At 69.4% G+C, this 14,766-nt stretch carries 15 protein-coding genes; 4 read left to right on the top strand and 11 right to left on the bottom strand.

Annotation, left to right across the window (positions count from 1 at the left end; genetic code table 11):
- Positions 1-43 precede the first annotated feature (43 nt).
- Complete coding sequence (gene corA, locus AC1D29_RS17480; protein ID WP_477899658.1) at positions 44-1,033, top strand: magnesium/cobalt transporter CorA; 990 nt, start codon at positions 44-46, stop codon at positions 1,031-1,033.
- On the opposite strand, the gene AC1D29_RS17485 is transcribed toward corA, so the two are convergent.
- The 8 genes from AC1D29_RS17485 to AC1D29_RS17520 are packed head-to-tail and all read right to left on the bottom strand — an operon-like array spanning position 1,026 to position 7,721.
- Positions 1,026-1,442, bottom strand: a complete 417-nt coding sequence (locus tag AC1D29_RS17485; RefSeq protein WP_477899659.1) for a nuclear transport factor 2 family protein — start codon at positions 1,440-1,442, stop codon at positions 1,026-1,028. The two genes, corA and AC1D29_RS17485, sit on opposite strands and share 8 nt — an antisense overlap.
- Positions 1,439-2,197: an SDR family NAD(P)-dependent oxidoreductase gene (locus tag AC1D29_RS17490; RefSeq protein ID WP_477899660.1), complete on the bottom strand. Its 759-nt coding sequence runs from the start codon at positions 2,195-2,197 to the stop codon at positions 1,439-1,441. Before AC1D29_RS17490 ends, AC1D29_RS17485 begins: the two co-directional genes overlap by 4 nt.
- Positions 2,194-2,718 (bottom strand): DUF3833 domain-containing protein, encoded by a 525-nt coding sequence (locus tag AC1D29_RS17495; protein ID WP_477899661.1) that lies wholly within the window; start codon positions 2,716-2,718, stop codon positions 2,194-2,196. The genes AC1D29_RS17490 and AC1D29_RS17495 overlap by 4 nt, the downstream gene beginning before the upstream one ends.
- Entirely contained in the window at positions 2,715-3,935 is a 1,221-nt protein-coding gene (locus AC1D29_RS17500; RefSeq protein ID WP_477899663.1) for an MFS transporter, read from the bottom strand. Before AC1D29_RS17500 ends, AC1D29_RS17495 begins: the two co-directional genes overlap by 4 nt.
- Positions 3,922-4,437 (bottom strand): chalcone isomerase family protein, encoded by a 516-nt coding sequence (locus AC1D29_RS17505; RefSeq protein WP_477899665.1) that lies wholly within the window; start codon positions 4,435-4,437, stop codon positions 3,922-3,924. Before AC1D29_RS17505 ends, AC1D29_RS17500 begins: the two co-directional genes overlap by 14 nt.
- A gap of 1 nt (position 4,438) precedes the next feature.
- Positions 4,439-5,647, bottom strand: a complete 1,209-nt coding sequence (locus AC1D29_RS17510; RefSeq protein WP_477899667.1) for a class I SAM-dependent methyltransferase — start codon at positions 5,645-5,647, stop codon at positions 4,439-4,441.
- A gap of 5 nt (positions 5,648-5,652) precedes the next feature.
- Positions 5,653-6,390 carry a DUF1365 domain-containing protein gene (locus tag AC1D29_RS17515; protein WP_477899846.1) on the bottom strand — a complete coding sequence of 246 codons (738 nt, stop codon included), beginning with the start codon at positions 6,388-6,390 and terminating at the stop codon, positions 5,653-5,655.
- 8 nt (positions 6,391-6,398) lie between these two features.
- On the bottom strand, positions 6,399-7,721 hold the full coding sequence (locus tag AC1D29_RS17520) for an NAD(P)/FAD-dependent oxidoreductase (RefSeq protein WP_477899669.1): 1,323 nt from the start codon (positions 7,719-7,721) through the stop codon (positions 6,399-6,401).
- Positions 7,722-8,262: 541 nt separating this feature from the next.
- Here AC1D29_RS17520 and AC1D29_RS17525 point away from each other — a divergent pair.
- The gene (locus AC1D29_RS17525; protein WP_477899671.1) at positions 8,263-9,234 is read left to right on the top strand and encodes a MerR family transcriptional regulator; all 972 of its coding nucleotides are present in this window, start codon (positions 8,263-8,265) and stop codon (positions 9,232-9,234) included.
- Positions 9,235-9,246: 12 nt separating this feature from the next.
- Positions 9,247-10,122 (top strand): ferritin family protein, encoded by an 876-nt coding sequence (locus AC1D29_RS17530; protein ID WP_477899673.1) that lies wholly within the window; start codon positions 9,247-9,249, stop codon positions 10,120-10,122.
- Positions 10,123-10,126: 4 nt separating this feature from the next.
- On the opposite strand, the gene AC1D29_RS17535 is transcribed toward AC1D29_RS17530, so the two are convergent.
- From AC1D29_RS17535 to AC1D29_RS17545, 3 genes are read right to left on the bottom strand one after another with little or no spacing between them, the layout of a single operon-like run.
- Positions 10,127-10,993 (bottom strand): hypothetical protein, encoded by an 867-nt coding sequence (locus AC1D29_RS17535; RefSeq protein ID WP_477899675.1) that lies wholly within the window; start codon positions 10,991-10,993, stop codon positions 10,127-10,129.
- Between the two features lie 11 nt (positions 10,994-11,004).
- Positions 11,005-11,874: an ABC transporter ATP-binding protein gene (locus AC1D29_RS17540; protein WP_477899677.1), complete on the bottom strand. Its 870-nt coding sequence runs from the start codon at positions 11,872-11,874 to the stop codon at positions 11,005-11,007.
- Positions 11,871-12,224, bottom strand: a complete 354-nt coding sequence (locus AC1D29_RS17545; protein WP_477899679.1) for a GntR family transcriptional regulator — start codon at positions 12,222-12,224, stop codon at positions 11,871-11,873. The genes AC1D29_RS17540 and AC1D29_RS17545 overlap by 4 nt, the downstream gene beginning before the upstream one ends.
- A gap of 288 nt (positions 12,225-12,512) precedes the next feature.
- Here AC1D29_RS17545 and AC1D29_RS17550 point away from each other — a divergent pair, with 288 nt between their 5' ends.
- On the top strand, positions 12,513-14,765 hold the full coding sequence (locus AC1D29_RS17550) for a TonB-dependent receptor (RefSeq protein ID WP_477899681.1): 2,253 nt from the start codon (positions 12,513-12,515) through the stop codon (positions 14,763-14,765).
- The last annotated feature ends 1 nt before the right edge of the window (position 14,766 follow it).

Below are 14,766 nucleotides of genomic sequence, written 5' to 3' on the forward strand. Positions count from 1 at the left end.
CGCGAAGCCGTCGTCCCTTTGCCAGCGCTGCTGGAGACGATGCATGCTGAATGTGTTCACGCTGGACAACGGCCGCCTGAAGGGCGGGTTGTTCCAGGAAGAAATCGAGACCGCCGAGGACCTGGCCCTGTCGCGCCCGATCTGGGTCGACCTGGAAAGCCCCAGCGCTGAAGAGAAGGGCTGGATCCACGACCGCTTCGGCCTGACCATCCCCGAGGACATCGTCGACGAGGATCTGGAGGAGTCGGCGCGCTTTTACGAAGAGGACAACGGCGAGCTGCACATCCGCTCCGACTTCCTCATCGAGGGCGACGACAGCGGTGAGGGCAAGCCGGCGCGCAACGTGCGCGTGGCCTTCATCCTGTTCAACAACGTGCTGTTCTCCATCCACAACGAGGACTTGCCGGTGTTCCGGCTGCTGCGGCTGCGTGCGCGCCGCATCCCGGCGCTGATCGAGGACGCAAAGGACGTGCTGCTCAAGCTCTATGACGCCGACGCCGAGTATTCGGCCGACGTGCTGGAGGGCATCTACGACAAGCTGGAAGCGGTCAGCGTGCGCGTGCTGAAGAGCGAGGTCACCGACGCCGAGGCCGGCGAAGTGCTGTCGGCCATCGCGCGCGAGGAGGACTTGAACGGTCGCATCCGCCGCAACGTGATGGACACGCGCCGCGCTGTCAGCTTCATGATGCGCAGCCGCATGCTGAATGCCGAGCAGTTCGAGGAATCGCGCCAGATCCTGCGTGACATCGACTCACTCGATTCACACACCGCTTTCCTCTTCGACAAGATCAACTTCCTGATGGATGCGACCGTCGGTTTCATCAACATCAACCAGAACAAGATCATCAAGATCTTCTCGGTGGCCAGCGTCGCGCTGCTGCCGCCCACGCTGATCGCGTCCATCTACGGCATGAACTTCAAGAACATGCCGGAACTGGAGTCGCAGTGGGGTTACCCGTTCGCGCTGGTGCTGATGCTGCTGTCGGTGGCAGCACCCTTCATCTACTTCCGCCGCAAGGGCTGGCTCAAGTAGCGCGCAGCCGGCGCTTCAGCAGGCGCATCAGCGCGCCCAGCACCGGCAGCTTCTCGTACAACTCCTCGGCCGCGTCCCAGTAGTCGCGGTGTTCGGCCACCAGGCCGGCCGCGTCGAAGCGCAGGTGGCTGGCGCCGCGGATGACAAAGTCGCCGGCGTGGAAGTCCCAGCCGAGAAAGCACTGGTCGCCTTCCGCCAGCGCTGTGCTCACGACGAAGCGTGGTGTGGTCACCGTCTCGAACATGTGCGCAAAGATGCGCCGCACCGCCGCCCGGCCCTGCACCTCGTTGAACGGGTCCTTGAATCGGCAGCCCTCGGCGTAGCGCGCGACGAGTCGGTCCAGTTCTGCAGGCTGCAGCGTTTCGTACAGCGCGATCAGGGCGGCGACGCGGGGGTCGGCGTGGCTCATCGGTTGGCGCGGCTCACGAGGCGGAAGTAGAGGCTGTCGGGCAGCAGCCGCAGCGCCTTCATGAAGCGTGTGAAGCGCTTGGGAAAGTGGATCTCGAACTCGCCCGCGGCCCAGCCGGCCAGCATCGCGTGGGCGGCCTGCTCGGGGCTGATCTCGGCGGGCATGTGGAAGTCGTTCTGCGCCGTCATCGGCGTCGTGACGAAACCGGGGTGGATGACCGACAGCCCGATGCCGCGCGGGTGGAGGTCCAGATACAGCGCCTCGGCCAGGTGCGTCAACGCGGCCTTGCTCGGGCCATAGGCCAAGGCCTTGGGCAGGCCGCGGTAGCCGGCCACGCTGGCGACCAGGCTCAGGTGGCCGTGACCGGCGGTGAGCAGCAGGGGCAGCAGCGCATCGAGCAAGTTCAACGCGCCGATGCAATTGATGTCGAGATGGCGTCGCGCGTCGGCCAGGTCGAAGCTCGTCGCGCTCATGGGCCGGTAGTAGCCGGCGCAGTAGACGCTCAGGTCGGGCACGCCGATCTGTGCCACGGCGGCGTGCAGCGCCGGCACGTCCATCACGTCCAGCGGCAGCGCGTGGCTGCCGGGGTGCAACGCGGTGAACTCGTGCAGCAGCGCGGCCTGGCGCGCAGAGACGATCACGCGGGCCCCGGCCGCATGCAGTGCGCTGGCCGTGGCGCGGCCTATGCCGGTGGACGCGCCGATCAGCCAGACCGTCTTGCCCTGCCAGTCCCGCAGTCGTGGGTTGAGGCTCATGGCTTCTGGAATGACAGGGTCACTTCCCCCACGCGGAAGCCGAACTTGCTCATCTGCGCCTTGTTCAGCATGACCTTGCCGTCCATCAGGTACATCCAGTCGTCGAACTGCACGTCGTAAGTGGTGTCGCCGACCGGCAGCCGCAGCGTGTAGCTCCAGCGCAGCGCGTTGCCGCGCGCCTCGCCCTGGGCTTCGCCGACGACGTCTGCCGCGGTGCCCTTGTAGCGGCCGTTGCCCAGCGCCGTGATGGTCCAGACGCGGCGCTCTGTCTTGCCGTCGGTGTAGCGGAAGTCCTCCTCCAGCGTGCCGACGTCGCCCTGCCAGCGGCCCAGCAACTGCACGACGAAGCGGCGCTGCACTTTGCCGGCACGGTCCGTGAACAGGCCGTGCGCGGTCAGCGGGCCGTTGAAGTAGGTCTTCAGGTCCAGCGTCGGCGTCTCGGCGGCGTAGTCGGACGGCGTGGGCGTGCTTGCGCAACCGGCGAGCAAGGTGGTCAACAGCAGCAGTCGGCGGTGGTTCATGGCGTGGCGATGAAGTGGCGGTAGAGCAGCGCTGCCGCCGCGAGCTTGAGCGCGCAGGGCAGCAGGCAATAGGCGATGGTCAGGGCCTGCAGCGCCTGCGGGTCGCGCTGGCCCGGTGCGTAGCCCAGGGCCTGCAGCAGCGGCAGCGCCAGGCCCGCGGCCAGCGCGAGGTTGAGCTTGGTGGCGGCGTTCCACCAGCCGAAGAACGCGCCCTCGGCGCGGCCGGCCAGGCCGGCGCGCGCGATGACGCCGGCCAGCAGCGCGCCGGGGATGGCGAGATCGGCGCCCAGCGCCGCGCCGCTGGCGATGCAGACGGCGAGGAAGCCGACGCGGTCGCCCTCGCCCAGCGCGGCTGCCCACGCGAACGCCGCCACCGCCAGGCCCATGCCCAGCGCCCACGCGCGCGGCTGGCCCACCCGGGCGATGACGCGCAGCCAGACCGGCAGCGACACGACCGCTGCGACGAAGTAGCTGGCCAGGAACAGGCCTTGGGATTCGGGCAGGCGCAGCCGGTCGTCGATGAAGAACAGCAGCAGCGTCGCCGGCACCGCGGCGGCGATGCCGTTCAGCAGGAACACGGCCAACAGACGGCGAAACTCGGGCACGCGCCAGGCCAGCGCCAGCGGCGCGGCTGCCGCCTCGCTGGCGGCCGGCCGCGGCGCGAGGCGCAGCAACGCCAGGCCCAGCGCCAGGCACGCGGCCAGAACGGCGGCGGTCGCCGTGAACCCCAGCGCCGACGGCAGCAGGCTGGCGGCCACGACGCCGACCAAGGCAAACCCTTCGCGCCAGGCATTGATACGGCTCTGCTGCGTCGCGCCGCCGCCCAGGCGCGCGCCCCAGGCCTGGTGCATCACGGCCAGGAAGCTGTAGGCCAGGTAGGTCAGCACCAGCCCGGCGCCGGCCCAGGCGAGCAGCGCCGCCGGGCCGCGCGGCAGCGGGAAGAACAGGGCCGTGAAGCCGGCGGCCAGCAGCAGCGCGGCCAGTGGCAGTTGCCAGGCCAGCCCAGCGCGTCCCAGCGCGCGGTCGCAGAGCCGGCCTATCCAGGGATCGACGACGGCGTCCAGCGCGCGGGCGGCCAGCAGCAGCAGGCCCAGGCTGGCCAGCGGCACGCCGAAGGCGGTGGCGTAGTGGGCCGGCAGGTGCACGTACAACGGCAGCGCGACGAAGGACAGCGCCAGGCCCAGCGCGCCGTAGCGCAGGCCGTCAGCGGCCTGCATGGCTGCCCAGCAGCTGCTGGCGCAGCGCGGGCTCCGAGGTCTGGGGGCTGAGCCAGATGCCGAAGAACAGCTTGGCGAAGGCGGCGTCGGCGACGCGCCGGCGCGACTGGCCGTTGACGAAGAACTGTGCGGCCACGCCGGGCTCGAAGCTGCCGCTGATGCGGTCGCCGGCCTTCACGTCGGGGAAGGCGGCCTGCATCTCGGCCAGCCAGGCCGTGGCCTGCGCATCGCTGATGTCGGCCTGGCGGCGCATCTCCTTCAGCGAGCGCTTGGCGATCTCGCTGCCGTCCAGGCTGCGGGCGTATTCAATCTCCAGCGTCAACGGCAGCTCGGCCCAGCGCTCGGCGCTGACGGGTGCGGCCGACCACAGGCGGATGTCGTAGATGGCCAGGCCGAGGAAGCGCAGGCGGCCCTGGCCACGCAAGCTCAGCCCGGCGAGTTCGGGCGCGGCCTGGGCCATGGCACTCAGCGCGAACGCGGCGAGGACGATGCGCCGGCGCATGTCAGTCGCGCACCAGCGTGAACTGCATGACGTCGGTGTTGCCCGCCGCGAAGGCCGCCTCGCAGTAGGCCAGGTAGAACTCCCACAGCCGCAGGAAGCGCGTGTCGAAGCCCAGTTCGCGCACGGGGCCCTCATGGTGCAGAAAGGCCTCGCGCCAGCGGCGCAGCGTCTCGGCGTAGTCGGCGCCAAACGCCAGCTCGTTGACGACGCGCAGGCCGGCCTTCTCGGCATGCTTGCGGAACTGGCTGGGGCTGGGCAGCAGGCCGCCGGGGAAGATGTATTGCTGGATGAAGTCGGTGGAGCGCAGGTAGCGGTCGAACAAGTCGTCGCGGATGGTGATGCTCTGGATGCAGGCGCGGCCACCGGGCTTGAGCTTCTCGCGCACGGCGCGGAAGTAGCCATCCCAGTACTCGTGGCCCACGGCCTCGAACATCTCGATGGAGACGATGGCGTCGAAGGGTTCGTCGGCGATGTCGCGGTAGTCCTGTAGGCGCAGGTCGGCGCTGAGGCCCGCATCGCCCAGGCGCTGCTGCGCCCAGGCGAGCTGCTCGGTGGACAGCGTGACGCCGGTGAGCTTGGCGTCGAAGTCGCGCGCGGCCACCTCGGCGACGGCGCCCCAGCCGCAGCCGATCTCGAGGACTCGGCTGCCGGCCGTCACGCCGGCCTCGGCCAGCGCGCGGCGCATCTTGGCCTGCTGCGCGGCGTCCAGGGAGCCTTCCGGCGCGCCGGCGAACCAGGCGCTGGAGTAGTTCATCGTCGGGTCCAGCCAGAGCTTGTAGAAGCTGTTGCCGAGGTCGTAGTGGGCGTGGATGTTCTTGCGGCTGCCCTGGCGCGTGTTGCGCCTCAGCAGGTGGCGCACGCGGTGCAGCAGGCCGCCCCAGAAACCGCCGTAGACGAGGCCTTCCAGGGCGGTGCGGTTGCGGATGAGCAGCTCCAGCAACGCGCGCAGGTCGGGGCTGGTCCATTGCCCGTCGACATAGCTCTCGGCAAAGCCGACGTCGCCAGACTTCAGCGCCGCCGCGCAGACGGCCCAGTCGACGATGCGCAGCGCCGCGCGCGGCTGGCGCTGGTCGCCGAAGTGCAGCAGTTCACCCTCGGGCGTCTGCAGATCCAGGCTGCCGTGCCGCAGCTGGCCCAGCAGCGCAAGCACGCGGCGTGCATGGCGGGGCAGCGTGGGCGCGAGGGCGGAGAAGGAGGTCGTTGTCGTCATGGCGGTCAGCGCGTGATGAAGCGTTCTGGCGGCTGGGGTTTGGAGAAGAAGGGCACACGCTTGAGCGCGAGGCGCAGCGCCTGCCAGTGGATGCGGGCGACGACCATCAGCGTCAGTGCCGGCACGGCGAAGAAGGCGGCGCGCGCACTGCGTGGGGTGAGCAGCTGCAGCTGGCCGCTGAGGCTGGTGTGCAGCAGCGCGCCGGTCGCGTCGTCGTGGTCCACGCGCGAGACGACGCGGTCGTCGGCGCGCAGGAAGCGAAAGCGGTAGCGCCCCTCGACACGGCAGAAGGGCGATACGTGAAAGACCTTGGCCGCCAGCTGCTCACGGCCCCAGGCCAGCTCGGGCCCGCGCAGCAGATAGCAGTGGCGCTCGCCGAAGGTGTTGTTCACCTCGACGACGGCGGCCGCCAGCGAGCCGTCGGCGCGCTCGCAGAACCAGAAGCTGACCGGCTTGAACACATAGCCCAGCACGCGCGGGTAGGTCTGCAGCCAGACCTCGCCGTCGGCGTCCGCGATGCCTTCGTCGGCCAGCAACGCCTCCAGCCACGCGAGCGCGTCGGCGCCACCGTCGCCGTGGTCGGCGTCGTGAAAGCTCAGCCAGCCACGGCCGTTGCGGTTCAGCGCCGGCCAGGCCGCGTCGCGCAGCGCGCGCATCGGCAGCCACAGGAAATAGCTCGCGTAGGCGAAGGCGTGCTCGCGCGGGCGCAGCCGGCGGTGGCGCACCTGGCCCATGCCGAGCATCGGCGTGTTCACGACAACACCTGTTCGATGACATGCCGGGCCGCCGTCAGCCCCGACAGCAGCCCGTCCTCGTGGAAGCCGTAGCGTGTCCACGCACCGGCGTACCAGACGCTGCCCACGCCCTGGATCTCGGGCAGGCGGGCCTGGGCCTGCACGGCGGCCTCGTCGAACACCGGGTGGGCGTAGCCGTAGCGGCCGATGACCCGCGCCGGGTCGGGCTCGCGCAGCGGGTTCAGCGACACGACCACGGGCTGGTGCCAGGGCAGCGGCTGCAGCTGGTTGAGCAAGTAGTGCAGGCAGACGGAGTGGCCGGCCTCGGTCTGGCCACCGCTCTCGTAGTTCCAGGCCGCCCAGGCTGCGCGGCGGCGCGGCAGCAGGCTGGCGTCGGTGTGCAGCACCGCCACATTGGGTTGGTAGCGGATGGCGCCCAGCAGGGCATGCTCGGCGGTCGTTGGTTCGTCCAGCAGCGCCAGGCTCTGGTCGCTGTGTCCGGCCAGGATGACGGCGTCGAAGTGCTCGCGGCCGCGCGCGCTCTGCAGCACGACCTCGCCGCCTGCCGAGGGGCGGAAGACGGCTTGCACGGGCGTGTTCAGCCGCACGTCGTGGATGGCCGGCAGCATGGCCTGGACGTAGTGGCGCGCGCCGCCGGCCACCGTCCACCATTGCGGCCGCTCGTTGACCTGCAGCAGGCCGTGGTTGTGGCAGAAGCGGATCAGCGTGCGGATGGGGAACTGCAGCATCTGCGCCGTCGGGCAGGACCAGATGCAGGCGACCATGGGCAGCAGGTACCACTCGCGAAAGGCCCGACCGAAACGGTGGCGCTGAAGGAAGGAGGCTATGGGCTCGGCCAGCGCCGCTTCCTCGCCACGCGCCGCCAGCGCCGTGCACAGCCGGTTGAAGCGCAGCAGGTCGGCCAGCATCCCCCAGAAAGCGGGCCGCAGCAGGTTGCGGCGCTGCGCGAACACGGTGGCCAGGCTGGTGCCGCTCCACTCGATGTTGTCGTGCGCGACCTGCGCGGAGAAGCTCATGTCGCTTTTCGCGACGGCGATGCCCAGTTGCTGGAACAGCTGGATCAGCAGCGGGTAGGTGCGTTCGTTGAAGACGAGAAAGCCGGTGTCGACGCCGTGGGTGATGCCGTCCAGCGTGACGTCCACCGTGTGCGTGTGGCCGCCGGCGTAGGCGCCGGCCTCGAACAGCGTCACATGGGCGCGGTCGCTCAGCGCCCAGGCTGCGGACAGGCCGGCGATGCCGGCGCCGACGACGGCGATGCGCTTGCCCGTCTGCCCACCCGGTGCCTGTGGGTGCTGACGGCCGCGCAGCAGGTCCAGCACGCCGGCCGCGTGCGCCGCGCCCGGCCCGGACGCACCGGAAAAGGAAGGGCCCGCGTCATCGACACGGGCCCGGTTTGTAAAAGTGGCCGCAGAACGCCTCGAAGCCAACGAGGGAGGGAGGGAGGAGGAGGAGAACGGCTCCGAGATTGCTGCTCTGGTCTCAGAGAGGTTGCGCGACCTAAATTCTTGGTTGAAAGAACAAACCCGAAGCCGAGCAGGGCTGGGGTTTTCACTGTGTGTGTAGCTTGAGAGCGGGCCCGCAGCATGAAGTTCCGCTGCGCTGTACCGGGTTCGGGCGACGATTGTTGTCGTCATGGTTGGATGTCCGGCACTGCCTCGACACTCTGGCCCCGGTTTGCAAACAGTGCCGCAGGTGGCACTGTCAGGGCAGAGGGTGGAAGCGGGTTGTTGATGTTTTGTCCTGCTCAAACTAAGGTCGCAGGGCTATATTAGGCCAAGAATCGAATGTTGTATCAGTTTTGTCCAGGACAAATTGGCCAAGATCGGCCGCTTTCATGCCCCAAGGGGGCGGAGTTGCACCATGTCTGATCTCTCGGTCTACGCCGGCAACGGGGTGGCGGATGCGGCCACCGACGGCGGCATCGGCATCACGGCCGTCGAGCGCGACACCGGCATCAGCAAGGAGACGCTGCGCATCTGGGAGCGTCGCTACGGCTTCCCGGCGCCGTCACGGGACGCGGCCGGCGAGCGCCTGTACCCGCCCGAGCAGGTGCAGCGGCTGCGCCTGGTCAAGCGGCTGCTGGACGCCGGCCATCGGCCCGGGCGCGTCGTCGCCGCGTCGCCGCAGGCGCTGTCGTCGCTGCTGCAGCCCGTCGCCCCCATGGCTGGGCTGGCCGCGGCAGCGCCGGAGGCGCCCGAGATCGCGGCCTGTACGGCGCTGCTGCAGGGCCATGACATCGACGGCCTGCGCCGCGCGCTGTCCCAGGCCGTGCTGCGCCGTGGCCTCGCCGGCGGCATTGCCGAGGTGTTCGCGCCGCTGACGACGCGCGTCGGCGAGCTGTGGATGAGTGGCGAGCTGCAGATCTTCGAGGAGCACATCTACAGCGAGTGCCTGCAGCTGGTGCTGCGCCAGGCCGTCTATGCGCTGCCGGCCAGCGAGGGCCACGGGCCGCGCGTGCTGCTGACGACGCTGCCCGGCGAGGGCCATGCGCTGGGCCTGATGATGGCCGAGGCGCTGCTGAGCCTGGAGGGCGCGACCTGCCTGTCGCTGGGCGTGCAGACGCCGCTGGCCCAGCTGCCCACCGCCGCGGCCGTGCACCGGGCCGACGTCGTCGCGCTGAGTTTCAGCGGCCAGCTGCCCAACCGCGTCGTGCTGGAGGGCCTGGCCGCGCTGCGCGAGCTGCTGCCCGCGCGCGTCGAGATCTGGGCCGGTGGCAGCAGCCGGGCACTGCGTTTGCCCAGTGGTCCTGCCGGTGTGCACTGCCTCGATGGGCTGGCCGCCATCGCACCCGAAGTGGCGCGCTGGCGCAAACTTTTAGAATCCCCTCTCTAACGAGGACCCGCCATGCTTTACCCCGAACTGTTCAAGCAACTCGAAGCCGTCCGCTGGAACATGGACAAGGACATCCCCTGGGACAAGTTCGACGTCAGCCTGCTGACGGACGAGCAGGCCCAGACCATCAAGATGAACGCGATCACCGAGTGGTCGGCGCTGCCGGCCACCGAGATGTTCCTGCGCGACAACCGCGATGACAGCGACTTCTCCGCCTTCATGAGCGTGTGGTTCTTCGAGGAGCAGAAGCACAGCCTCGTGCTGATGGAATACCTGCGGCGCTTCCGCCCCGACCTCGTGCCCACCGAGCAGGAGCTGCACGAGGTGCGCTTCGACTTCGACCCCGCGCCGGCCCTCGAAACGATGATGCTGCACTTCTGCGGCGAGATCCGCCTGAACCACTGGTACCGTCGCGCGGCCGAGTGGCACACGGAGCCGGTCATCAAGGCGATCTACGAGACGCTGTCGCGCGACGAAGCGCGCCACGGTGGCGCTTACCTGCGCTACATGAAGCGCGCGATGACCAAGTTCGGCGACGAGGCCCGTGCGGCCTTCGCCAAGGTCGGCGTGCTGATGGCCAGCGCCCGCCGCACGGCGCAGGCACTGCACCCGACCAACCTGCACGTGAACACCAAGCTGTTCCCGCGCGACACCATCCAGAGCCGCCTGCCCGACCCCGAGTGGCTGGAGCACTGGCTGGACAAGCAGATCCAGTTCGACGCCGTGTGGGAGAACAAGGTCGTCGAGCGCATCCTGCACAACATGAGCCTGCTGATGGACCGCAGCTTCGCGACCGTGCAGGAGCTCAACCGCTTCCGCAAGGAAATGGCGGCTCGCCTGCTGGCGAGCGCCGCCTCCGCCGAAGCGCTGGCCGGCAAGCCGGCCTGAACGTTCAGCCGCCGCGCGAGCGCTTCGCCACCACCAGCGCGAAGCCCGCGGCGGCGACGGCCATCCAGCCAAGGAACTGCAGCGAGGCCAGCTCGGACAGCGTGCCGCCCAGGTCTTGCATCAACCAGGTCCACAGGTTGGCGTCGCTCATCAGCGCGTCCTTCAGGCCGTTGGCGTTGTGGATCAGCGACTGGTTGATGTGCGCGTTCAGGCCTTGCAGCGCTTCCAGCGGCCAGACGATGTCGTAGGCCTTGAACAGCACCGCCACCGCGACGCCGCCGCCCACGAACACCAGCGGCACGCCCAGGCGCTTGAACCAGGCCGACGCGGCCATCAGCGTGAAGATGACGGGCGCCAGCCACAGCATCAACGGCACCGTGCCGGCCAGGCCGCGCAGCAGGATGGGCGCCGCCGCGGCGATCACCTCGCCCCAGTGCACCGACATCGCCATGCCGAAGTCGGCCTTGGCGGTCAGCACGCTCATCGCGATCGGCAGGCCGAACAGCGTGCCGACGACGGCGCCACCCAGCGGCGCCAGCCAGGCATGGGCCAGCACCGTGGACGCGACGCTCTCGCTGGGCCGCCCAGGCAGCGACAGCCAGAACTCGATGGAGCGGTCCTGCGTGTCGCGCCGCGCCAGGCCCGGCAGCTGGAACAGCGCCACCAGCAGGCAGATGGCGTAGCCCACGCAGGCGCTGACGACCAGCATGGCCAGCGAGACCAGCTCGGGTTGCTCGGTCGGCAGGCCCGTCACATGGCCGAACGGCAGCATGGCCAGGAAGAGCAGCGGCGGCGCGAAGGCGGCGATCAGCCAGCCGCGCTTGTGCTGCATCCATTCGCGCAGCAGCAGGGTGGGGAGGTGGTTGTTCATGGCAATTCCTTTCAGGCTTGCTTGCTGTTCAGCGCCGGGTTGCGGGTCAGCGCCATGAAAAGGTCCACGAGGCTGGGTCGCACGCGCTGGCCCAGGCTGGTGATGTGCTCGGGCGGCGCGCCGTCGAACAGCGACGTCGTGCGGCCCTGCTCGCGGTAGCGCAGCAGCGGGTGTGCGGCCGCCATCGCATCGGCAGCGGCCGGGTCGTGGTTCAGCGCCACGAAGCGGCGGTCGATGTCCTCCAGGCTGATGGACAGCGCCACACGGCCCTCGTCCAGCATGATGACGTCGGACAGCAGCGCCTCGACCTCCTCGACCTGATGGGTCGAGATCAGCACGCTGCGCTCGCCGTCGCACCACTCGTCGATCAGCATCTCGTAGAAGCTCTTGCGCGACACCACGTCCAGGCCCAGCGTGGGTTCGTCCAGGATCATCAGCTTGGCGTCGATGGCGGCGATCAGCGCCAGGTGGGTCTGGGCCACCATGCCCTTGGACAGGCTCTTGACCTTGTCGCCCTCGCTGACGCTGGTGCGCTTGAGCAGCGTGCGCGCCCGCTCGGCCGAGAACTTGGGCTGCAGCCGCGCCATCAGCGTGATCAGCTCATGCACGCGCGCCCAGCGCGGCAGCACCGCCACGTCGGGGATGTAGCTCAGCTGCTCCAGCAGCGTCTGGCGGTCCTGCGTGGGCTTGAGGCCCAGCACGGTCATCTCGCCCTGCACCGGCAGCAGGCCCACCAGCGCCTTCATCAGCGAGGTCTTGCCGGCGCCGTTGTGGCCCAGCAGGCCCACGACGCGGCCCTTCGGCACGCTGATGGAGACGTCGTCCAGCGCGGTCTTCTTGCCGTAGCGCAGCGTGACGTTCTTGACTTCGATGAGGTTCATGTCGACTCCCAGTTCAGATCCTTGGCGGTCAGCCCGAGGCGCTTGAGCTTGGCGCGCAGCGCCGGCCAGTCCTTCTGCAGGAACTGCTCGCGCTCATGGCGCAGCAGCCGCTCCCGGGCGCCGGACATCACGTACATGCCCAGGCCGCGGCGCGACTCGATGAGGCCGTGGTCGCTGAGCGCCTGCAGCGCGCGAGTGACCGTCAACGGGTTGATGACGTACTGGCTGGCGAGCTGGCGCACCGAGGGAAGGGCCTCGCCTTCCGAGGGGCTGCCGTCGAGCAGTTGCACGGCCAGTCGGTCGGCAAGCTGCTGGTAGATCGGCGCCTGGTCTGTCCAGGTGGGAGTCATGGGAGCTCCGTGTTGGTGTGTTGCTGATGTAGCACACCATATCTCCACCCCCCGGTGCGCCCAAGGCGCGGGCGACAGACTGCAGATTCGGGGGGATGAGCTGCGCGGGATGCGTAGCCCTGCCAAGCCGATCGACGTGCCCTGCTGCAGGCCACGGGTCCTGGTTGGCCCCGTCTGCGCCTCATGGTTTCTCCTAGCGCTCCGCGTGGCGCGAGGGGGCTTGAAACGCGTGACGTCGACGCCCATAATGAATAAAAAATGAATCATCATTCATTATTGGAGCGAGCGATGAGACCTCAGCGCGGTGGCCGGCACGGCCGGCTTGGACTGTCTGCGATGCGCCTTGCGGTGCTGGGCATCTATGGAGGGCTGCACCTTTCGGGTGGTGCTCAGGCCCAAGCGCTCGCCGCCGCACCGGCGGCGAGCGCGGTTGAGTCGCTCGACCTCGTCGTTGTCACGGCGCAGAGGCGCCGCGAGCCCGCGAGGGAAGTGCCGTTGACGGCCGATGTGCTGAAGGGGGAGGCGCTGGAGCGCGGCGGCTACCAGTCGCTGCGCGACGTTGCGGCGCTGTTGCCGGGCCTGAACTTCAGCGCGGCCGGCACGGCCTCGGGGCAGAGCCAGATCACGATGCGCGGCGTCTCGACGGGTGCACAGGTTGGCGCCACGGTGGGCATGTATGTCGATGACGTGCCGTATGGGTCCAGCTCCGCCTACGCGGGCGGCGGCGCGGCAGCGCTGGACCTGGGCCTGTTCGATCTTGCGAACGTCGAGGTGCTGCGCGGCCCGCAGGGCACGCTCTACGGCGCCAGCGCCATGGGCGGCCTCATCAAGTACGTCGCCGCGGAGCCGGAGGCGGGTTACTTCGGCGGGCAGGCGACAGCCGAGCTCTCCAGCGTGAAGGGCGGGCGCATGGGCCATGTGCTGCGCGGCCTGGTCAACGCGCCGTTGCAGCAGGAGTCGGCGGCCTTGCGGGTGACGCTTTACCAGCGCACCGAGGGCGGCTTCATCCGCGACCTGAGCCACGCTGGACGCGTGGTGGACGGCTCGCGAACCGACGGTGGGCGCGTGGCCTTGCTGCTGAAGCCCACCAAGGATGTCAGCCTGCGCCTGACCGCGATGACGCAGCGCCTGGAGCGAGATGGCTCCGCGCAGGAGGACGTCGACATCGCCACGGGGCTGCCCAAGGACGCACGCGCCACGAAGCGCCTCTTCGTCGGCGAGCCAACCGTTGTGCGCAACGACCTCGTCACGGCGGCGCTGAAGGCCGACGTCAAGTGGGCCACGTTCGAGTCCATCACCGGCTGGCAGCGCTCGACGACCGAGGGGCGCTCTGACCCATCCGCGTTGTACGTGCCCTACCTCGGCCAGATCGGCATCGTCAACCCGGGCTACGCGCTGGACTACACCTTCTACAACCGCAAGCTCTCGCAGGAGTTCCGGCTCACCTCGGCGCGCAGCCGGGAGCTGGAGTGGCTGGTGGGCGCGTTCTACGCCAACGAGGGCGGCGAGAAGACGCAGCACCTGATGCCGCTGGACCTGCAGCGGCAGCCCGTGCCGCCCTTGCTGGCCGATGCGCGCTTTCCGTCTCATTACCGCGAGGCGGCCGTGTTCGGCACGGCGACCTACTACCTCACGCCGCAGACGGACCTGACGCTGGGTGTGCGCCGGGCCCGCAACCAGCAGCACCTCGATCAGCAGTTCACCGGGCTCTTCGCGCCGCCACCGCAGCCGGCGTCGGACTCCAGCGAGAACGTCACCACCTGGCTGCTGACGGCGCGCTGGCGCCCGAGCAGCGAGCAGGCGCTGTACGCCCGTGCCGCCAGCGGCTACCGGCCCGGTGGCCCGCTGCCCGTCGTCATGGACCCTGTGACTGGCAAGCCGCTGAACAAGCCCTTCTTCCAGTCCGACACGCTGTGGACCTACGAGCTGGGCTGGAAGGCCACGCTGATCCCGAGCCGCTTGTCGACGGAACTGGCGCTGTACCAGATCAACTGGAACGACATCCAGGTCTTCACGTCCGCCGCCGGCTTCTCAGGCATCGGCAACGCCGGCCGGGCGCGGTCCCGGGGCGTCGAGTGGACGCTGCGCGCCACGCCCATGCAGGGGCTGCGCCTCTCGACGGCGCTCAGCCTCATCGACGCGAAGCTGGTGGACGACAGCCCCGACCTCGGTGGCCTTGCCGGCGAGCGCATGCCCGACACCGCAAAGACCTCTGCCGCCCTGCAGGCCGACCGCGACTTCGAGTGGCTGGGCCGCCCGGCCCACGTGGGCTTCACGTGGCGCTACACGGGCGACCGCTTCAACGCCTTCAAGGCTGCGCCGGGCAACCCGCAGTACCGGCTGCCGGCGTACACGGCCATCGACCTGCGCGGCGGCATCACGTTCGGCCGCGCGAGCCTGGACTTCTTCGTGCGCAACCTCACCAACCGCCACGGGCAGGCGGCGGCCGACACGTCGCTCAGCATCACCGGCGGCCCCGCGCGCGTGAACCTCATCGCACCGCGCACCGTTGGCGTGCAGCTGAGCGCCGATTTCTCCTGAC

The organism is Roseateles sp. P1_C6 (genome assembly GCF_056406315.1).